At 37.5% G+C, this 21,784-nt stretch carries 11 protein-coding genes, 2 tRNA genes and 2 rRNA genes; 5 read left to right on the forward strand and 10 right to left on the reverse strand.

Annotation, left to right across the window (positions count from 1 at the left end; all coding sequences use genetic code 11):
• The first annotated feature begins 1 nt into the window (after position 1).
• Positions 2-919, forward strand: coding sequence for a bifunctional molybdenum cofactor biosynthesis protein MoaC/MoaB (locus IPM47_16720; GenBank protein QQS28481.1), 918 nt, complete (start codon positions 2-4; stop codon positions 917-919).
• Between the two features lie 20 nt (positions 920-939).
• Here the strand turns inward: IPM47_16720 and can are convergent, their stop codons facing one another.
• Both can and IPM47_16730 read right to left on the reverse strand, forming a co-directional pair.
• Positions 940-1,578, reverse strand: coding sequence for a carbonate dehydratase (gene can / locus IPM47_16725; protein QQS28482.1), 639 nt, complete (start codon positions 1,576-1,578; stop codon positions 940-942).
• A complete protein-coding gene (locus IPM47_16730; GenBank protein ID QQS28483.1) occupies positions 1,565-3,145 on the reverse strand; it encodes a SulP family inorganic anion transporter in 1,581 nt (526 codons plus the stop codon). The genes can and IPM47_16730 overlap by 14 nt, the downstream gene beginning before the upstream one ends.
• Positions 3,146-3,428: 283 nt before the next feature.
• Between IPM47_16730 and IPM47_16735 the strand changes: the two genes are divergently transcribed.
• Complete coding sequence (locus IPM47_16735) at positions 3,429-6,125, forward strand: D-alanine--D-alanine ligase (GenBank protein ID QQS31512.1); 2,697 nt, start codon at positions 3,429-3,431, stop codon at positions 6,123-6,125.
• A gap of 19 nt (positions 6,126-6,144) precedes the next feature.
• On the opposite strand, the gene IPM47_16740 is transcribed toward IPM47_16735, so the two are convergent.
• A complete protein-coding gene (locus IPM47_16740) occupies positions 6,145-7,116 on the reverse strand; it encodes a polyprenyl synthetase family protein (protein QQS28484.1) in 972 nt (323 codons plus the stop codon).
• Positions 7,117-8,094: 978 nt separating this feature from the next.
• Here IPM47_16740 and IPM47_16745 point away from each other — a divergent pair.
• Positions 8,095-9,960, forward strand: coding sequence for a tail fiber domain-containing protein (locus tag IPM47_16745; GenBank protein QQS28485.1), 1,866 nt, complete (start codon positions 8,095-8,097; stop codon positions 9,958-9,960).
• Between the two features lie 68 nt (positions 9,961-10,028).
• Here IPM47_16745 and IPM47_16750 read toward each other — a convergent pair whose 3' ends face one another.
• Both IPM47_16750 and IPM47_16755 read right to left on the reverse strand, forming a co-directional pair.
• On the reverse strand, positions 10,029-10,481 hold the full coding sequence (locus tag IPM47_16750) for a GNAT family N-acetyltransferase (GenBank protein ID QQS28486.1): 453 nt from the start codon (positions 10,479-10,481) through the stop codon (positions 10,029-10,031).
• A 193-nt stretch (positions 10,482-10,674) separates the two neighbouring features.
• On the reverse strand, positions 10,675-13,218 hold the full coding sequence (locus tag IPM47_16755; GenBank protein ID QQS28487.1) for a T9SS type A sorting domain-containing protein: 2,544 nt from the start codon (positions 13,216-13,218) through the stop codon (positions 10,675-10,677).
• Between the two features lie 188 nt (positions 13,219-13,406).
• On the opposite strand from IPM47_16755, the gene IPM47_16760 reads away from it, so the two are divergent.
• Positions 13,407-15,314 (forward strand): RecQ family ATP-dependent DNA helicase, encoded by a 1,908-nt coding sequence (locus tag IPM47_16760; GenBank protein ID QQS28488.1) that lies wholly within the window; start codon positions 13,407-13,409, stop codon positions 15,312-15,314.
• Positions 15,315-15,406: 92 nt separating this feature from the next.
• Entirely contained in the window at positions 15,407-16,429 is a 1,023-nt protein-coding gene (locus IPM47_16765; protein QQS28489.1) for a Gfo/Idh/MocA family oxidoreductase, read from the forward strand.
• A 45-nt stretch (positions 16,430-16,474) separates the two neighbouring features.
• Here IPM47_16765 and IPM47_16770 read toward each other — a convergent pair whose 3' ends face one another.
• The 5 genes from IPM47_16770 to IPM47_16790 all read right to left on the reverse strand — a co-directional run bounded on the left by IPM47_16770 (position 16,475) and on the right by IPM47_16790 (position 21,649).
• Complete coding sequence (locus IPM47_16770) at positions 16,475-18,085, reverse strand: CoA transferase (GenBank protein QQS28490.1); 1,611 nt, start codon at positions 18,083-18,085, stop codon at positions 16,475-16,477.
• A gap of 144 nt (positions 18,086-18,229) precedes the next feature.
• Positions 18,230-18,342, reverse strand: a 5S ribosomal RNA gene (rrf, locus tag IPM47_16775).
• 101 nt (positions 18,343-18,443) lie between these two features.
• A 23S ribosomal RNA gene (locus tag IPM47_16780) occupies positions 18,444-21,333 on the reverse strand.
• A 123-nt stretch (positions 21,334-21,456) separates the two neighbouring features.
• Positions 21,457-21,530, reverse strand: a tRNA-Ala gene (locus IPM47_16785).
• A 45-nt stretch (positions 21,531-21,575) separates the two neighbouring features.
• A tRNA-Ile gene (locus tag IPM47_16790) sits at positions 21,576-21,649 on the reverse strand.
• Positions 21,650-21,784 lie beyond the last annotated feature (135 nt).

Below are 21,784 nucleotides of genomic sequence, written 5' to 3' on the forward strand. Positions count from 1 at the left end.
CATGATTGATATTACTAACAAAATCAAAACCCACCGGTCGGCAATAGCTCAGGCAATAGTTACCGTTAGTAAACAGGAAACTATTGAAGCTATCCTTAACAAGACTGTTCCAAAAGGAGATGTATTTGAAGCGAGCCGGATTGCCGGGCTTTTTGCCGTTAAAAGGACCTCAGATATGATTCCCGATTGCCACCCTCTTCCGATTGAAGCAGCAATGATCAGACATCGCATTGAAGGGCTGGAAATTATGATTGAAACTGAAGTACACACAATTTATAGAACAGGAGTAGAAGTTGAAGCCATGCATGGAGCTTCGGTCGTAGCATTGACCATCTATGATATGTTAAAGCCCATTGATAAAGAAATTGAAATCAACCATATTAAATTGCTTAGCAAGAAAGGAGGTAAATCTCAATATACCGACAAGTTAAAACGAGCTTTAACTATAGCAGTTATCGTTTGTTCTGACTCTGTATCTTCAGGAAAAAAAACAGACCAATCCGGGAGGGCTATAATATCAAAGTTGGAAGGACTGAATTTAAAGGTCAAAGAATACACAACGATCCCCGATGAAGCAGAGGTCATTCAAAAAAAGGTGCTATCCTTATGCGAAAGCAATTTTGACTTAATTATTTTTACCGGTGGGACAGGATTGACTTCCAGAGATATAACACCGGAAGCCATACGTCCTTTGCTTGACCGTGAAATACCCGGTATAGGTGAAACAGCCAGAAACTACGGACAATCACAAATGCCTTATGCTATGCTGTCAAGAAGCCTTGCCGGAATGAAAGGAAATACTTTGATTCTTGCACTCCCCGGTTCTACCCGGGGAGCGCAAGAAAGTATGGATGCTTTGTTCCCTTATGTTCTCCACATTTTTAAAATTATGGAATATTCGGGACATGAAACACCTTGAATCTATCTACAACACCCGCATTAAGACAAGTTATCGTATTCGTAAATTTCGCTATCGAGATGTGTGTTTGGAGGTAAGTCAGTTAAAGGGTTGATGATGCCATCCCTTAGATCATACACCCAACCATGCAAGTGTGGTCGTTGATGCCTAAACCATGCCTCCTGAATAATTGAAGTTTCTGCAAGGTTATGAACCTGATCAATAATATTCAGTTCAATCAATCGGTTAAGTTTTTGTTCCTCCGTTTTTTTAGTATCTACTTCAATTTTATTGGCTATGTAAACATCTTTGATGTGACGAAGCCATTGGTCAATCAAACCAAATGATTTGCGGGAAAGTGCAGCTTTTACTCCGCCGCAACCATAATGACCACAAACAATAACATGCTCAACTTCAAGTACTTCAACTGCATATTGAAGCACACTCAGCATATTGAGGTCGGTATGAACTACTAAATTAGCAATGTTACGATGGATAAAAATCTCTCCGGGCTTGGTTTGAGTGATTTCATTAGGAGGCACCCGACTGTCAGAACAACCTATCCACAAAAACTTTGGCGATTGAACGTTGACTAATCTTTCAAAAAATTCCGGATCTTCAATCTTTCTTTCTCTTGCCCAGGCCTTATTCTCTAATAGCAATATTTCATACTGATTCATAAGCAGCTTCATTTAAGGTTTTAGTAACTTTTTTATTATCTGATAATTTAATGCTGACAGTGATGTCTTTGTATTTTGCAGTAGATAAAAAATCATTGATGATTTCTGCATTATCCAAATCTATAAAGCCAATTCTGGAGAGGTCGAGGTGCAAATTTGCTCCATCAGGGATGTTATCAAAGACTCTTTTTAATTCGTATTTATGAATAAAAGAAAGGTCTTTGTAAATACGAATTAAAAATTCATTTCCATTTACAACCAAGGTGATAGAAGACTTGTAGTTGCCTCTGATAATAAAGAAAGCTCCAACCAGTAATCCTATTAAAACACCAATCAGTAAATCCGTCAATAAAATAGCCACTACAGTTACAACAAACGGAATCAAATGTGACCAACCTTTTTCATATTCTGATTTAAATACAGCCGGTTTTGTGAGTTTGTATCCGACAGAAATAAGGATGGCAGCTAAAGCAGAAAGCGGGATCATGTTGAGAAAACTGGGAATCGCAATGACACTCAACAATAGAAAAACCCCATGTAAAATCGTTGACATTCGGGTACGGCCACCTGAAGAAACATTGGCTGAACTCCTAACTATGACCGATGTTATCGGAATCCCACCAATTAAACCGGAAGTCATATTTCCAACACCCTGTGCAATCAATTCACGGTTAGTTGGAGAAGTTCGTTTATAGGGGTCTAATTTGTCTATTGCTTCAATACATAGCAAAGTTTCTATGCTTGCCACCAACGCCAAAGTAACTGCAACAACCCAAACTTCTTTGTTAAAAATATAAGAAAAATCAGGAAGCGCAAATTGGTTAAAAAATCCCATCATTGATTCTGCTACCGGAACCCTGACCATGTGCTCGTCTGATATTGCCAAAGAAGGAGCAAAGTTTTCGAACAGATAACCAGAAACTATTCCAAAAATCACAACCAACAAAGGTCCAGGTACCAATTTTAACCAATTAGGTTTGCGCCATTTTGTGCTATCCCATAAAAAAAGGAAGGCTAAAGAAATGGAGGAAATTAAAACAGCTCCCCATGACAGTTTATATAGGATGGAGAACCAGATTGTTGAAAAGGTATTATTTCCATCTGCCTGAAAAAAAGCTTCATCCCCTTCAAAATCAGCATCGTAACCTATGGCATGTGGGAATTGCTTTAATATTAGAATAAGGCCGATTGCTGCTAACATCCCTTTGATAACAGCAGAAGGTATAAAATCACCAATCATTCCTGCTCGAAGTAAGCCCATGATTATTTGTAAAATTCCTGCTAACACAACTGCTAACAAAAAAACTTCAAACGAAGGCAAACTTTGGATAGCACCTAACACAATAACGGCTAACCCTGCAGCGGGACCGCTAACACTTAAAGGAGATTTACTTAGAGCTCCAACAACTATACCCCCTACTACACCGGCAATTATTCCAGAAAACAAAGGAGCCCCTGATGCAAGGGCTATTCCTAAGCAAAGCGGTAGTGCAACCAAAAATACCACTAACGCTGCTGGAAAATCATGCTTTAAATTATTGGTCCACCTTAAATCTTCTTTTGTCATACTCAGAATTATTTTTTTTTAAGCAAAAATAACAACCAAAACTTCAGATGGTTTTAGAAAGGATAAAAAAAATGTAGTAATACTATTAAAAAATTAACTTCCGTCTTTCATTCTAATCCTGATTTCAGTTTCACTTTAGGGTATTGTAATTTTATATCGAATATTCGTTTCCTTTTTTGTAAATGCGTAGCCCTCAATTGAAAATACAGGATTTTAAGAGTTGATTAAAATCTGTATTTTTGCACCCCATAAAACAAACATTCGCAATAATTCATCAATGTCAATTAAAATAGGAATTTTTTTTGGAGGAAGGTCAAGAGAAAGAGAAATATCATTTGCCGGAGGACGAACTGTTTACGATAATTTGGATAAATCGCTTTTTGAAGCTATTCCACTGTTTGTTGATAGTTGGGGAAATTTTATACTTGTTGACTGGCAATATATCTATAAAGGGAGCATCCGGGATTTTTACCCTCCTGCCTCCACTGACTTTTCATATTCCAAATATGAGTTTCAAATTTATGCAGAATCTTTAGGGCAACTGACATCAACTGAAATGGATAACCTAATTTCAAAAATAGGTCGCAGAATACTTCCATCCGAATTGTCTGAGTTAATTGATTTTGCTTTTCTCGCCTTACATGGTGAAAATGGAGAAGACGGAAGCATACAAGGTCTATTACAGTTTTTACAAATTCCCTATACTGCTTCCGGAATATTACCCTCTGCAATTGGAATGGATAAGGCTTTCCAACGACAGATAATGAAAATAGGTGGATTCTCAGTTCCTCCCTTTGAAGTTATTGAGCGTAACCGATGGCTTTCGGCAACAAAAGAGCAACAAGAAGATATTTATCGAAAAATTTATAACACCATAGGATCTCAAGTTGTAGTAAAACCATCCAATCAGGGCTCTTCTATAGGTGCGACTATTTTACAAAAACCAGGATTTGAAGAATTCAATCAGGCTATATTAAACAGCTTGTTTATTAAAGAAATAACAAGGACTGAATGGTTGCAACTTGGTATAGAAGAACGAAAAATATACGTCAGAGATATTTCAGACATCCGTTCAGGTATCGGGTTTCCTTTGATGATTTCTAATTTGGAACATACCTCTTATCATCCGGACCAACTGATTGATTATTTAGACAATTGGGCAATATCTGAAAATTTACCTGAAAAAATCAGATTGGAATCATTTGATAAAGAACATGAAGTTGTTATTGAAGGGTTTTTAACAGGTAAAGAGTTTTCTTGCATTGTCATCAAAGGCATGGAAAATGAACCTATTGCACTGCCACCCACTGAAATCAGAAAAGGAAAAGAACTTTTCGATTATAGATCCAAATATTTAGCAGGTCTGTCGAGCAAAGTTACTCCGATTGATCTTCAGGACGATCAAATCAGAAAAATTCAAAGCGAATGTGAACGCCTGTTTACTTTTTTTAAGTTCAATACTTATGCTCGAATTGATGGCTTTTTTTCAGACGATGGTAAAGTATTTCTGAATGATCCGAATACTACTTCAGGGATGCTTCCATCTTCATTTTTCTTTCATCAGGCTGCCGAAATAGGTTTAAATCCTTCTCAGTTTTTGACTTATATCATTAGAATATCTTTTTCTGAAAGATTAAATAAAGGTTTGTTCGTTGAAAAATATCAGATATTAGCTAATTGGCTTGATCAACGACTACATGATTTAAAAACCAAAACCGATAACAAAAAAAGAATAGGAGTAATTTTAGGTGGTTATTCTTCTGAACGCCATATTTCAATCGAAAGCGGACGCAATGTTTATGAAAAACTCGCTTCATCCGAAAAATATAAACCGATACCTGTTTTCCTGACAGGATCTGACGAACATTACGATCTATATCAGATACCAATAAATATTTTGTTAAAAGACAATGCAGATGATATTGCCGAAAAAATCAAACATTACCAGCAACATCCCATAACTTTGGAAGTCATCCAAAAAGCAGCCGCTATAATTGATAAATTTTGCTTTTACAAACAAGAAGCGCCCCGGAAATTAACTTTTCAGGAATTGTCTGAACAAGTTGATGCTATATTCATTGCATTACACGGAAGGCCGGGAGAAGATGGAAGTCTTCAAAAGCATCTGGAAAAATTTCATATTCCTTATAATGGGTCCAGTATTTCAACATCAGAAATCACAATTGACAAATATACAACTAACCGGCTGTTACATCAATATGGATGTCTTGTAGCAAATCAACTCTTGTTGAATAAATCAGAATGGGATGAAAATCCTGAAAAGGTTCTGTCAGATGTAGAATCGCAGTTTAAATACCCATTAATTGCTAAACCTAACGATGACGGATGCAGTTCTGCTGTTAAAAAAATTAACGGCAGAAAACAAATGAATGCTTATCTGCAAACCATATTCAGAAATACAGAAGACCAGATTACCGCTGAAAATCAGGCAATTCTTGGGTTGAAACTAAAAGAAGAGTTTCCTGCAAAAAAAACCTGTCTGATTGAAACGCTGATAGAAAAAGGTAATGCTGATGGTTTTATGGAAATTACAGGTGGGTTGATAACACATTTAGATAATAACAAACAGGTGGTTTATGAGATGTTTGAGCCGAGCGAAACCCTTGCCGGAGATGAAGTACTTACCTTAGAAGAGAAATTTCTTGCTGGCGAAGGTCAAAATATAACTCCCGCAAGGTTTGATATTGATTTTGAAAAACGCAATCATTTTGCTGAAAAAGTGAAAGAGGACTTAAAAAAAGTAGCACAAATATTAAAAATTGAAGGATATTCTCGAACGGACGCTTTTGTAAAAATGTATAAAACCGGGCAACATGAAACATACATTATTGAGGTAAATTCCCTTCCCGGAATGACACCTGCAACCTGCATCTTTCATCAAGCTGCTCTAAACGGCTATACACCTTTTGCTTTTATTGACCAAATCCTGCAATATGCTGAACAAAAAAATAAGGCATGAGTGAATGAAAATTTAATGATCATTGCTGCCTGAACATAAGTTGTTCTGTTAATTCAATTAATATATTTTTTCTTGAATCCTCAATGTCTATTTGATTAAGATGCGAGAAAGCCTTTTGATAATACACCTGAATTATTGCTTTTGTTACTTCTGGAATCCTTAACTGTTCCATAATGCTTTTAATGTTTGCTATTTTTAATTCGGTATCATTCTCCTTCACGTTAAGCCAATGGTTTAGTTTTTCTCGAGAGTGCTGATCAGCAATTTCAATTGTTTTCAACATCAAATAGGTCTTTTTATTTTGAGCTATATCTCCTCCTATTTTTTTGCCAAACACATCCGGATTTCCAAAGGTGTCTAACAAATCATCTTGAAGTTGAAATGCAATCCCTATATTTTTCCCAAACTGATACAAATTATCCACATCCTGAGATTTAGCACCGGCACAAATTGCACCCATTGACAGCGATGCTGCTAATAAAACAGCCGTTTTTAGTTCAATCATTAACAAATATTCTGGGATACTAACCTCCTGTCGGTTTTCAAAATCCATATCATATTGCTGCCCTTCACAAACTTGCAAAGCGGTTCTTGTAAATACTTTGATCAATTGAGGCAAAGCCTGAGCTGCATCTGACAAGAATTCATAAGATTTAACCAACATGGCATCACCTGAAAGTATTGCATTGTTAATTCCATACTTTATATGTATAGTATCAAAACCTCGTCTCAAAGGTGCTTTATCCATGATGTCATCATGCAACAATGAGAAGTTATGAAAATACTCAACAGCTAAAGCTGGTGCTAATGCAGGCGAAACATCATCAGAAAACATTTGGCAGCCCAGGAGACATAGTATTGGGCGTATTCGTTTTCCGCCAATTTCCATGAAATATCGTATAGGATCATAGAGATTTTCAGGTGAAGCCGGTAACTTATTTTTGTTTAAATAGGCAGTAAAAAGGTGCTGAAGGTCAATAATAGACATCATTGTTTTTATATTGGTGTTATTTGCAAAGGTAGATAAAACCTAAAAGGGATTAACTTCTTGGTAAAAGTTGTTATTTCAGTAAAGCGATATTATTAAACTGGCAATATTTTAAACAAAGAAGTTGTAATATCTTCTTTATACTCCTTGGAAAAGCATGATCATCAAATATATGTTGATTGAAACCCTCTGTTTAAAAGTTGTTTTTTAAAAAAAAATGTTTGAAAAATTTGGTTTTTAATTCTAAAAACCCGATAATTGCTTGTAGAACTCGTACATACTAATAAAATTGAAGGTTCAAAATCTAACATTATAAATATTGAGGTTAGCTTGGATAACGTAGGGCGGGCTTCAACTCTAAATTACTCTGAGTTTTTTTGATTCGCTCAATTAACAAGAAGATTACCGAAGTTTATCAGCGGCCTCAAGCGTGTCTATTGAGGTTTTTAGTAATCTCAATTTACATATTAGTTTGTGCGGGTTCTTTTTCCTACAACTTTGTCCATTTTTGGATAATCCTTTTTATATTTCAGTAAGTTGATATTTTACTATCAATCAATCTAACAAACATTCCGGTGTCTTGGTTTTAAATGTTGTTGAAGTGGCAATGTATGATAGTATAATCAATCTATTCTTCATTACCCACCTCATTAACTTAAAATTATTGTATAAATGGCACATTTTTTTATTTAAAACTGCCATCAATAAAACACTGATATGAAAGTTTGAATCGTCTGGATTCATTCAACTTCAACAAATTGAAACCTGAAGTCTGATTAGTTCATTTTTCGCATATTTCATTGGTGGAAATTGGCATATTCTTTTAATAGAGCTCAAAATTGTAAACTCTACAATTATTTTTTAATCTTTTATAAGGTTGTTATGAATTAGTCAAGATTACCTCTCTTAACAAAAGGGATTCAGATAGTCGTTATATTTGTGCATGATTTACTTCACCCCTTACAAATAACCTTTAATATCATGGTCCGAATATACTTCCTTTTTGTTTTAATGTGTTTTGAAAATTTTTTATTCGCACAAACACCACAAAGCGTAGCATTTCAAGCCATTGCAAGAACTACCGGAGAGGCGGTTTTATCAAACCAAACAGTAGGAGTTAAACTCAGTATTATTCAAGATAACCCAAATGGTGATGTTTTATATTCCGAAACACACGAAGTTACAACCAATCAGTTTGGGCTTTTCAAATTATCTATTGGTCAGGGAACTATTGTTTATAATACTTTAGCCTCTGTTCTTTGGTCAGACGGTTTATCCAAGTTTCTAAAAACTGAGCTTTCAGCCACTAATAACGGTATATACGTAGATCTGGGAACTACGCAGTTAGTTTCAGTTCCTTATTCCTTTTATTCTGAAAATTCCAGATGGCTAAACAAATTGGGCAGCAATTCTGCCATTGCCTCCTCTTATTTTACGGGAAACGGCAATAATAATACAGGAATAGGTCACCAAGCTCTGTTTCAAACTACTTTTGGAATTAACAATACAGCAACAGGGGCTAATTCACTTTATACCAACACAATAGGATTCAACAATACAGCCAATGGGAGCGGATCTTTGTACTTCAATTCCGGCGGTAGTCATAATTCTGCATTTGGAACCGATGCACTTTATACCAATACTTTCGGTAATTTTAATACGGCTACCGGAGAAAATGCTCTTTTTACCAATAGTACAGGAAGTTACAATACAGCAATTGGGGCAAACTCAATGTATAATAATATCTCAGGAGAAGGAAACACAGCAACAGGTTCAGATGCTATGTATAAAAACAGTACCGGTTTTTTCAATACTGCTATCGGAGTAACGGCCTTAAAAGACAATACAACCGGGAATCAAAATACAGCGATAGGAGCACAATCTCTTATGACAAATGCAACTGGTGACAGCAACACAGCTACCGGATTTAATGCATTATTAAATAACATATCAGGATTTAACAATACTGCTGCAGGAAGCAGAGCACTTCTCAATAATACAACCGGATACGGAAATACAGGTTTAGGTGAAGATGCTCTTAATAGTAACACTACGGGTTACCACAATGTTGGAATAGGTGAAAATGCTCTTATAACCAATACAACAGGGTTTTCTAATGTTGCAATTGGTAAAAATGCTTTAGATTTTAACACAAATGGCACTTATAATATCGCAATAGGATTTGAGGCAGATGTTGCAGAAAATAATCTATTTAATGCCATTGCAATTGGAAAACATGCTATAGCAGGGGCAAGTAACTCAATTGTTCTTGGAGGCTTAGATACTAATTCCGTTAAAGTCGGTATTGGGCTTCAAATCCCAAGTACAGATTTGCATATCAAACAAAGTAACGATACTTTTCCTCTAAATCATGGTGGAGGAATGCGTTTTTCAAGAATGTTAAATGAAAATCATTGGCAAATCGGAATTGACGATAATAATGATTTCAATTTTACTTATAACGACACCATTAAATCATATTTAGATCATGTTACAGGGAATTGGGTAACACTTTCTGACAGACGATTTAAGAAAAATATAGCCCCTCTAAATAATGTTTTGAGCAGTATTTTACAGTTAACCCCTGTATCTTATAATTATTTAGACAATAATAATAACACTAGAAAAAGTATTGGTTTTATTGCTCAGGAAGTTTTGAATCAATTTCCTGATGCTGTATATAGCAAAAACAATGGAAATAACTATGCTATTGCCTATCAAAACTTTAGTGTGTTAGCAATTCAGGCCATTAAAGAACAACAAGAACAAATTGACCATCTTAAGCAGCAAAATCAAAATTTGCAAGAAAGAATAGAAAGGATAGAACAACTGATATTGAAAGATTAATACTAAAGTCAAAATTTATTCTAATTGATCAGAATATCTGACTTCTCTATAATTCCAATCTTTTAAAATCAGAGTAACTTTTCCATATGAACGTGTGGGATACCTACTTCCACAAATCCATCCCCAATTATCTGATAACCTAATTTAAGGTAAAATGGAATAGCAGTATCTCTTGCATGACAAAACACTTTGCTATATCCAGCCTTTAAAGCCCAATTTTCAGCAAATTTGACTATTTTCTTGCCAATTCCCTGATGTTGTTTATTTAAATCAACAGCAACCTGACGCATTTGAATATCATTTGCTCCCTTTTCTGGAACCAATATTAGACAAGCTATTAAATCTTCAACCCCATTTTCATTCAACTCATAACATGCAAAATGAATTTGATCTATTTCCATAGCTAATTGTTCATCAGTAAAGACCAGGTTTAAGGGTTTCCGTAAAATTTCAATTCTTAAGCTTACAGTTTCATCGTATTGAACAGTTCCAAATTCAATCACCTTACATTGATAAGTCATAATAGTTCATGTTAAAATGAATGAAAAAACCCCCGAACAGTATTTTTTACTATTCGGGGATTAATTATTTATTGGTTAAAAATCCTATATACCTCTTACATTAAAAAGCGCTGAATTAACAAGAAACAAAATGTGGTTTCAGATAAATCATACTTAAGGGCTTTTTAACAAACCTATTTTCGTTATCTAATGCTTATCTTTTAACCAGTTTAGTACTGATAATATCAGAGTCGTTGGTCAATGTGAGGAAATATATTCCTGAACTGACAGCAGTTAAATCTAAAACAAAATTGTTGCTGCCGCTTATTGCCATAATAACCTGACTATTTACCAACCTGCCGGTAACATCATGAAGTTGAATGTTGATTTCTCCTTCACTTAAACTGTTAAAAGATACCTGAGCAGCATCAATCACCGGAACAGGAGCAACAAAGTTAAATGACAAGGGGTTTTTAATATCAGAAATTCTATTAAGAGACACAATACCTGCAACTTTAGTCTGTCCATTAAAATCTGTCTGACTAAGACGATAATAACTAATTCCGGTTGGAGCAGCTTTATCTAAATAGTCATAACTAATCGGCATTAAAGATGTTCCAGCTCCTTCAATTGTGGCAATATCCACAAATTGAGCACCATCGGTTGAACGCGAAAGTGTAAAATAGTCATTATCTGTCTCTGAGGCTGTAACCCAATTTAGATGGTTACCCAATTCGGTAACTTTGCCATTGTATGATAAAAGTTCAATTGGAGTTTTATAGCAAATAAATTCTTCGTTTACATTATCAGCAACACAACCATTTGCATCTGAAGCGCTGAAACTATAGCTGGTCGAAACCCCTTCAAGTATCACAATTTCAATAATTTCTCCTAAAGCAAGCGGTCCAAAATAATCTCCCGCAAAACTATAATTTGTAGCCGGATTGAACGCAGGTAATCCGCCAAAAGCGCTTACAATAATATGGTAGTCCCCGGTTAACCAGTCACAAAACTCATCAACAACTATTTCAACAGGAGTAAGGAAAACAACCGGATAGCCGGGACTAACTGAAATACACTCATCTGCTAAATCCGGAAATCCACTTCCATCATCATCAGCAACTATTGAAGAAATGTATAGAGTTTGGTTGACAGGGTAGCTTCCATTGTTGAAAACTCCTGTAGCATTTGCATCGTATATTACAAAACCGGGCATAGAGATATCTCCTTCCGGACTATTATGAAGTGCATAAGCCAAAACATCAGGAACTTCATTAACTACATTTAAAACTACACCATTAGCAGTTGCTGTAACACTGCCTCCTGCACAAATAAAATCTGTGTCAGTCGTAATTAATCCTGCCTGTCCATCTGTCAATGGGTCACATGATTGTATAGTTACAGTTACCTGTTCAGTGATTAAACAACTGCCTAAATTTGCAGTAACTGTATAAACAGTAGTTTGTACCGGTGTAGCGGTAGGATTAGCTGAAGTTGAATTGCTTAAACCTGTAGAAGGAGACCAGGTATAATTTCCTGAGGAAGGCTCTACTCCAGGTGCGTCGGGAACTCCACCACTCACAGAAAGTACAGTACTTTGTCCTGGTTCGAGCGTAACATCTGGAGAAACCGTTAAAGGTAAAACATCTGCTATGTTCAAAGAAGCAGTTTGGACTATTGTATCACAAGCAAAATTAAGCGCAAATATGATCTCCAAAACATCACTGTCAGGTACCCCATCTTCAAGTACATTAATAGGGACCGAAAATTCGGTAGTGCCGGATGGCATTATAAATGTAGATACCACAGGATCATAGTCAATTCCGGGAACTGCGGTTCCACCTAACGTAAAACTTAATTCTGTATCTTCTACCAGCGGCTCAGTTGAGGTAAATGTTATCAATCCATTCACACAACCTTCCACTGCTGTATCAAAACCGGCACTTGTAAGTGCAATAGCGGATGCTTCAACCACAATAAAGTTAGTGCTTAAGCTACCTTCTTCAATAAAAACTCCTGAATCTAAAGCAGTATCCAAAGCATCAGCAACTGCAATTTTTAAATGGTATGTCTGACAAGGAATAACAGTAGCAGATGCTGTTAGAACAACCGTAAATCCATCGTACTGAACTGTAGATTCGGGATCTACAGGTGTTCCACTGCCATTATCAACATAATAAGCGCTATTTGAAACATTGTTCACGTTGTTAATGGTAACCGGAGTCGGAGTGCCTGGAATTAAGGCGATGTTTTGTTGTCCTGTGATACCAGGCCCACTGATAAACAGAGCAAAGCCATCATTAAAACTTCCGACATATTCTAAATACTCCTCAGATCCAAAAACATAATTAAACGTTACCTCATCTGCAAAAGGTATAAAATCAAATTCCAAAACACAGGCATCCTGTGTGCCGCCTAAAGTTATAGCATCCAAATCTGCATCGCCGGGTGTACTTAATGAAGTAGAGGCTCCACCTACATTGTTTGGCCCAACTGCATTATTAATACTTCCCGATGTTAACAGAATTCCGGAGCCTAAGCCAAGATTAGTGTTTTCTCCATTAAAAGTACCAAATGCACCTGTCGGACAATTTAAATCAACATTACTGATAGTTACACCATTTCCAACTAATAACTGGGCAAGTTCTTCGGCAGTTACAGCTCCATCAACTTGTAATTGTGCATAAGCCGGTGTTGCGCTTATAGCATAAATGATTACTAATAACCCTACTAAAAGAGCATGTATTGATTTGCTCATAGTTATTCTATTTAAGTTTTACAATTTTTTATATTAAAGGGCAAAATTGCAAAAAAAATTCTAAACCAAAGTTAATTCTACTAAAAAATAGAAGAGTTATCAGTATTTTTTGAGGAATATTACCTGAGTGATTATTAAGTATAGGATTGTTTAACTTTATATAGTTACCTTTGGGTATCTGTGTAGAAATGACAAGCAAAGAAGTTTTAAAGAAATATTGGGGTTTTAATGAGTTTCGACCACTTCAGGAAGAAATTATTGATTCAATTTTAAATGGGTTCGACACTTTAGCATTACTACCTACCGGTGGGGGTAAATCAATTTGTTTTCAAGTCCCAACAATGTCCAAAGAAGGGCTATGTTTGGTCATTACTCCACTAATCGCATTAATAAAAGATCAGGTGCAAAACCTGAGAAGTCGTCAAATTAAGGCTGAAGCCATTTATACAGGGATGAGCCGTAATGAAATTGAACGAGCCTTTAACAATTGTATTTATGGTCAAACAAAATTCTTATATATAGCACCGGAAAGACTACAAACTGAACTATTTAAAGTTCGCCTTGATCAAATGAAGATTAGCCTTGTTGCAGTTGATGAAGCACATTGTATCTCTCAATGGGGTTATGATTTTAGGCCAACGTACTTAAAAATTGCAGAAATCAGACAACATTTGCCGAATGTGCCGTTTTTAGCATTAACAGCTACTGCAACTGAAATTGTAAGGGCAGACATTAAAGAAAAGCTAAAATTTGGTAAAAATTCAAAAGTTTTTCAAAAAAGCTATACCCGTGCAAACCTTGCGTATTCAGTGCTTCATGAAGAAGATAAATTCAGAAAGTTAATAAAAATTCTTCAAAAAATTCCGGGTTGCGGAATAGTTTATGTACGTAGTCGAAATCGAGCTGAAGATGTTGCCAATATCCTAAACAGACACAAAATTAGTGCGGACTTTTATCATGCAGGGCTTGATCCCAAAACACGGTCAACCAAACAAGATGGCTGGTTAAAAGATAAAATTCGCATAATTGTATGCACGAATGCATTTGGAATGGGTATTGATAAATCCAATGTCAGGTTAGTAATTCATCTGGATTTGCCTGAAAGCTTGGAAGCGTATTTTCAAGAAGCAGGTAGAGCCGGCAGAGATGATATCAATTCCTATGCTGTTCTTATTTATAACAATACAGATTCTGTTACTTTAAAAAAAAGCCTTGATGATAGTTTTCCCCCTTTAGAAATTGTACGTAAGTTTTACTATTTGCTGTCATCCTATTTTAATTTAGCAATTGGAGCTGGAGAAGGAATTAGGGTGGATTTTGATTTGATTAAATTTTTAGAGACAAATAATTTGAAAGCATCACAATGTTATTATTCACTAAAAATCTTAGAAGAAAACGGATATATACAGACATCAGATGCTGTATTCAGTCCATCGAGAGTAATTATAACAGTTAATGAAGAGGAAATTTATGATGTACAAAATCGCAATCCAAACATAGAACCATATATTAAAACACTTCTTCGTACTTATGGAGGAATTTTTAGCCACTACAAAGATATTTTTGAAAGTCAAATTGCACTACAACTTAATGTTGACACTAATCAGGTTATAGATGTACTCAAAGCTTTACATAATAACAAGATAATTAATTATATTCCACAAACCGATAAACCTCAACTAGTATTTACTCGATCACGGGTTGCTTCTGAAAACCTTCTTTTTGACACCAAACTCATTGAATTCAGAAAAAAAGTTAGGTTATCAAATATCCAAGCTGCCATAAAATATGCTCAAAATGATTTAGTGTGCAGAAGCCAACAATTGGTTTCTTATTTTGGAGAATTTACAAGTAAGCCATGCCTAATTTGTGATGTTTGCCTACATAAAAAAAATAGAAACTCATTGGAAAGCAGAATCTTGGATATTACAAAAGACATAAAAACAACACTATCAACAAAAACATTGAGCCTATTTGAATTAGTCTCTCAACTTGATAAATATGAAGAGAAAGAAGTTCTAACCACAATACGTTGGATGATGGATAATGGGCAAATCAATTATAAAAACGGACTATTGAGCCTATCTTTTAGCTAAAGATTGATTAATGTAATCATCTAAATACAACCTATTTACTTAGACCTCACTCTTAAAGTTTAATTTTAAACTATTTACAACTACGAGAAAACATGGTTAATTTTGCTATCATTGGAATTGGGAATATTGGAACAAGACATGCTAAGCATATTTATCAAAACCCAAAATCAAACTTAATTGCCGTTTGTGATATCAGCAGAAAAAATGAGGAAATTATTCGAAGTTATTATCCAAATATTAACTTCTTTAATAACTACAAAGAGTTGCTTCAACTTCAAAATATAGATGTAGTAAATATTTGTACACCTAATTATTTACATTCACAAATGACTATTGATGCTTTACAAGCAAACATGAATGTATTATGTGAAAAGCCAATGGCAATATCGAGTATAGAATGCGATAAAATGATATTAACATCAAAAGAGGTTAATAAGAAATTATTTGTTGTTAAGCAAAACAGATATAATCCGCCAGTAGTAGCTGTAAAAAATCTCATTGATTCTGGCAAATTGGGAAAAGTTTTACAAATTTCTGTCTGCTGTTTTTGGAATAGAAATGATGATTACTATTTACAATCAGACTGGAGGGGTAAAAAATTAAAAGATGGGGGTTGCCTGTTTACACAATGCAGCCATTTTATTGATATTTTATTATATCTTGCTGGAAATATAAATTGTATTAAAGGAATTATCCAAAATGCAACTCATCAATCGCTAACTGAGTTTGAAGACTCCGGTGCTTTCTTATTGCAATCTGAAACTGGGACAATTATCAGCTTTCAATTCAGCACATCTGCTTATAGACACAACATGGAAGGGAGTATAACCTTATTATGTGAAAATGGAACCGTTAAAATTGGAGGTCAATATCTTAATACCATTGATTATCAATGCATCGAAGGATATGAAATTTCTAACCTTCCAAAAGGGAATTCAGAAAACGATTATGGCACCTATAAGGGTTCTATGTCAAATCATGATAAAGTTATTCAAAATGTAATTGACACCTTAAGCGGAAAAGCAACTATTGCTACAAGCGGTGAAGAAGGAAAAGCAGTAATCAAAATTATTGAAGAAATGTATAAATGTGCAGAATATATAAATAATGGATGAACCTTAACTTCTTAATCAACTAAAAGTTTGCATCTATATTTAAGCCTAAATAACTCCCTGATTCCTTAAAAGCTCAATTTGTTCAATTGAAAGTCCTATCGAAGTTAAAATTGAATTTGTATCTTCACCCAATAAAGGCGGAGCCCACCCGTCAGACAATTTAGCGGTTTGAAATTTTAGTGGCTGATTGATAGTGGTAACACTGCCATACTCACTATGAAAATGTTGCCTAAACATATTTCTATGCTTAAATTGAACATTATTTACAACTTCCGGTATTGACTGTACAGGAGTTAAGCAAATTTCAAATTCTGAGGCTTCTGCAATCCAATCTTTTCTTGTTTTCAATTCAAATAATTTTTTCAAAGCAGTTTTAACCTCTTTTGAAATTTCAGAATTTGGTAAAATTGCATTTACCCAATCAGGACGATTTATAAACCTGCAAAACTCTGCCCAGAACTTAGGTTCTAATGCACCTAAAGCCAACCATTTTCCATCTTTGCATTGATATAAATTATAGTTTGGAATTTGTCCACTTAAAAAGCCGAAACTATCTTTTGTACTATTTTTAGTGTCTGCAAAGTAATTTGCGAATGCTAAGCTCATTAAAGGCAAACAAGCATCTAACATCGAAACATCTATTTGATCTCCAGTTCCTGTTAATTTTCTGTTTTGTAAAGCTAAAAGGCATGATATAACTGTCATGTATGACCCACCCGCAATATCAGCAATTTGAAATCCAGGTATTACAGGTTGACCATTTTCAGATTTGTTTTCATCGAGGATGCCAGAAAGACCAATGTAGTTTATATCATGTCCTGCTTTGGATCGCATTTCACCATCCTGACCGTATCCAGTAACAGATACATATATAATTTGAGGATTTAAAGCTGAGGCAACTTCATAATCCACTCCTATTTTTTTTAATACATCCGGTCGAAAAGATTCAATAACAATATCTGCAGATTTTATTAGTTTGAAAAAAATTTCTTTTCCTTCAGCACTTTTCAGATTTAGTGAGAGGCTTTTTTTTGAACGGTTTACTGCTAAATAATAGACCGACTGATTTCCAACAAAAGGTGGATAGTTTCTTGTTTCATCCGGGAAATCAGGGTCTTCTATTTTAATTACTTCTGCTCCCCAATCTGCTAATAACATACTTGCTAATGGACCCGGTAATAAGCGACTTAAATCTAAAATTCGAATTCCCAGTAGAGGCCCTTTATTTTCTTTATTAGTTTCTGTTTGAGTCTCTTTCAAAGGTGGTTTTTCACTTTCTTCGATGGATGCAGTTTGGCTTTGGTCGTATTTCTTGAACAATTTTAAATACTTCATCATATTCGCAATGTTACTTACTTTTACTTTACCTGTCATGTATGCCCATTGTGCGTTAGTTTTCCCTGATTCAATAGCAATATGCAACATTGAATCTGTTTTTACATAACAGTCAGGTTGCCCAATTAAACCAGATTCAACTTTACAACTACAATTCTCTATTGACACTGTAAATTGAGCAGCTTCTTTACCTGACAAATCAAAATGAAATACTCCTTTAAAGTCTTTTGAATAATCAGCCCTAAATCTTTTTGGCAGAGAGTTGAATAGTTCCTGTATCATCATGAACTCAGTTAATTTTATATTTAAAATTGCGTCCACATTTTTTTTGAGCATTCAACAAGACGCGATAGAAATTAATTGGCTGCGTGAGTTTAGATTAGTTTAGAGGGTTTTGGTTTTGGATGGGATAAAAAGCCAAAAGCCGTTGCAGCGTGGGCTGACAACGGCTTTGGTTTTTAGTAAGGTTGGCGGCGACCTACTCTTCCATCCTTTCGAATAGTACCATCGGCGCTAGGGAGCTTAACTTCTCTGTTCGGAATGGGAAGAGGTGGGACCTCCCTGCTATAGCCACCTTATGCTCTTTATTTAGTTTTGACTTTGTGGCAGAAGTAAGTTTTTCGCTCTATCTACAGACATCTTCTCCTTTTCTTTAGCAGCCTAAAAGGCTCTTTTTTATTTATGAAAGCTTACGGGTTATTAGTATTGCTCGGCTTTGCTATCTCCAGCTTTACACCTGCAACCTATCAACGTGGTCATCTTCCACGACCCTTAAAAGAAGTCTCATCTTGGAGTTGGTTTCGTGCTTAGATGCTTTCAGCGCTTATCCTTTCCGAACATAGCTACCCGGCGGTGCGCCTGGCGACACAACCGGCATACCAGAGGTTCGTCCGACCCGGTCCTCTCGTACTAGAGTCAGATCTCCGCAAACTTCTATCGCCCGCAACAGATAGGGACCGAACTGTCTTGCGACGTTCTGAACCCAGCTCGCGTGCCACTTTAATGGGCGAACAGCCCAACCCTTGGGACCTTCTCCAGCCCCAGGATAGACGAGCCGACATCGAGGTGCCAAACCTCCCCGTCGATATGAGCTCTTGGGGGAGATCAGCCTGTTATCCCCGGAGTACCTTTTATCCTTTGAGCGATGGCCCTTCCATACGGAACCACCGGATCACTTTACCCTACTTTCGTACCTGCTCGACCTGTCTGTCTCGCAGTCAAGCACCCTTCTGCTAATACACGCTTCGCACGATTACCAACCGTGCTGAGGGTACCTTTGGAAGCCTCCGTTACGCTTTTGGAGGCGACCACCCCAGTCAAACTACCCACCATGCAATGTCCTTCTTATCCAAAAAGTTAGGAACTAACTAAACAAAGGGTGGTATTTCAAGGACGACTCCATAATGCCTGACGACACTATCTCACAGTCTCCCACCTATCCTACACATCATTTAACCAGTTCCAATGCAAAGTTATAGTGAAGGTTCACGGGGTCTTTCCGTCCCGTTGCGGGTAAGCGGCATCTTCACCGCTACTACAATTTCGCCGAGCTCACGGGCCGAGACAGCGTCCAGATCGTTACACCATTCGTGCGGGTCGGAACTTACCCGACAAGGAATTTCGCTACCTTAGGACCGTTATAGTTACGGCCGCCGTTTCCAGGGCTTCAGTCAAGAGCTTCGCCTTGCGACTAACCCCCTTCCTTAACCTTCCGGCACCGGGCAGGTGTCAGACACTATACTGCGCCTCGCGGCTTTGCAGTGTCCTGTGTTTTTGCTAAACAGTCGCCTGGACCTATTCTCTGCGGCCTCCCTCTTGAGAGGGTAGGCGTCTCTTCTCCCGAAGTTACGAGACCATTTTGCCGAGTTCCTTAGCCGTGAATCACTCGAGCACCTTAGGATATTCTCCTCGACTACCTGTGTCGGTTTACGGTACGAGCGCCTTATACCTTTAGCTTAGAGGGTTTTCTTGGAAGTTCGCTTCACGGCATTATCCAATCGTCCAAAGACTCTCGGTACTATCAACGCTCAGCTCAACTTGCGGATTTGCCTGCAAGTCTCATCGCCTACTGTCTTCAACGTACTATTCCGTCAGTACGCAGCCGCTACGCCTCTCCGTCTCACTTCGCAGTATAAGCCGGTACGGGAATATTAACCCGTTTCCCATCAACTACCCCTCTCCGGGTTTGCCTTAGGATCCGACTAACCCTGACCCGATTAACGTTGATCAGGAAACCTTAGTCTTACGGTGAGCGGGTTTCTCACCCGCTTTATCGCTACTTATGCCTACATTTGCTTTTCTAACCGCTCCAAACAAGCTCACACTTGCCATTCAACGCAGTCAGAATGCTCCCCTACCTATTAACTTCCGTTAATACCATAGCTTCGGTAGTGTACTTGATGCCCGATTATTTTCCGCGCAAAACCACTCGACTAGTGAGCTGTTACGCACTCTTTAAATGAATGGCTGCTTCCAAGCCAACATCCTAGCTGTCTATGCAGTCTCACATCGTTATTTCAACTTAGTACACATTTAGAGACCTTAGCTGATGGTCTGGGTTCTTTCCCTCTCGGCACATGACCTTAGCACCCTGTGCCTCACTCCTGAGTATATGTAACAGCATTCGGAGTTCATCAGGGGTTGGTAGGCGATGAAACCCCCTAGCCCAATTGGTAGCTCTACCTCTGCAACACTCTACTTCAAGGCTGCCCCTAAAGGCATTTCCGGGGAGTACGAGCTATCTCCCAGTTTGATTGGCCTTTCACCCCTACACACAGTTCATCCGGTAGCTTTTCAACGCTAATCAGTTCGGACCTCCATTTCGCTTTACCGAAACTTCATCCTGACCATGTGTAGATCACGCAGGTTTCGCGTCTACGTCCACCGACTATGACCGCCCTATTCAGACTCGCTTTCGCTACGGCTCCGTTACTCCCTGTAACTTAACCTCGCCGGTGAACAGTAACTCGTAGGCTCATTATGCAAAAGGCACGCCGTCACCATTTTACTGGCTCCGACCGCTTGTAGGCGCATGGTTTCAGGTTCTTTTCACTCCCCTGTGCGGGGTCCTTTTCACCTTTCCCTCACGGTACTATTCTCTATCGGTCTCTCAGGAGTATTTAGCCTTACCGGATGGTGCCGGCTAATTCACGCAAAGTTCCACCGGCTTCGCGCTACTCAGGTACTTAACTACAAATTATCGCTTTACTTGTACGGGGATTTCACCCTCTTCGTCTTACCTTTCCAGGTAATTCCAATTCCAGATAACCTGCATCATGTTAAGCCCTATAACCCCGCTTCGCTAAGCAAAGCGGTTTAGGCTCTTTCCCGTTCGCTCGCCACTACTTAGGAAATCACTGTTGTTTTCTCTTCCTCCAGGTACTTAGATGTTTCAGTTCCCTGGGTTTGCCTCCTTTACGGATGTTCCGACTTCATCGGAACGGGTTGCCCCATTCGGGTATCTTTGGGTCTAACGGCCGTTCGCGCTATCCAAAGCTTTTCGCAGCTTACCACGCCCTTCTTCGCCTCTGAGAGCCAAGGCATCCCCATGCGCCCTTATTCGCTTTCGTCTCTTTATTCCTAATACGCCGCTTATGATTACTCAAAAACGTCTGTATCCTATCTTCACCTTTACTGTTTTCTTACTTCTGCCAACAATGTCAAAATAACTTCCTGCTTCTCGCTTATTGCTGTGGAGGATATCGGAGTCGAACCGATGACCCTTAGCTTGCAAAGCTAATGCTCTAGCCAGCTGAGCTAATCCCCCTCTTCTTCTCTCTCTCCCGTTACTCCCACTTCTTTATCTTGTAGGTAGTCTCGGGCAGACTTGAACTGCCGACCCCTACATTATCAGTGTAGTGCTCTAACCAGCTGAGCTACGAGACTCTATCATCTCCTCTCTCTCCTCCTCCTCAAATATCTGCATTATTATAACATGGGTAATAGGTAGTCTTCCTCCTGCTTCTCCTCGTCTCCTCAATCTATCCGCCTGACCTCCTTTGAGTATTTATTTTTTCTCTA

It is taken from the genome of Sphingobacteriales bacterium, from assembly GCA_016700115.1.
Taxonomy (GTDB): Bacteria; Bacteroidota; Bacteroidia; order Chitinophagales; family UBA2359; genus UBA2359.

Coding starts and splice junctions, on each gene's coding strand:
- IPM47_16720 (QQS28481.1), top strand. CDS start 2: ATGATTGATATTACTAACAAAATCAAAACCCACCGGTCGGCAATAGCT.
- can (QQS28482.1), bottom strand. CDS start 1,578: ATGAATCAGTATGAAATATTGCTATTAGAGAATAAGGCCTGGGCAAGA.
- IPM47_16730 (QQS28483.1), bottom strand. CDS start 3,145: ATGACAAAAGAAGATTTAAGGTGGACCAATAATTTAAAGCATGATTTT.
- IPM47_16740 (QQS28484.1), bottom strand. CDS start 7,116: ATGATGTCTATTATTGACCTTCAGCACCTTTTTACTGCCTATTTAAAC.
- IPM47_16745 (QQS28485.1), top strand. CDS start 8,095: ATGGTCCGAATATACTTCCTTTTTGTTTTAATGTGTTTTGAAAATTTT.
- IPM47_16750 (QQS28486.1), bottom strand. CDS start 10,481: ATGACTTATCAATGTAAGGTGATTGAATTTGGAACTGTTCAATACGAT.
- IPM47_16755 (QQS28487.1), bottom strand. CDS start 13,218: ATGAGCAAATCAATACATGCTCTTTTAGTAGGGTTATTAGTAATCATT.
- IPM47_16760 (QQS28488.1), top strand. CDS start 13,407: ATGACAAGCAAAGAAGTTTTAAAGAAATATTGGGGTTTTAATGAGTTT.
- IPM47_16765 (QQS28489.1), top strand. CDS start 15,407: ATGGTTAATTTTGCTATCATTGGAATTGGGAATATTGGAACAAGACAT.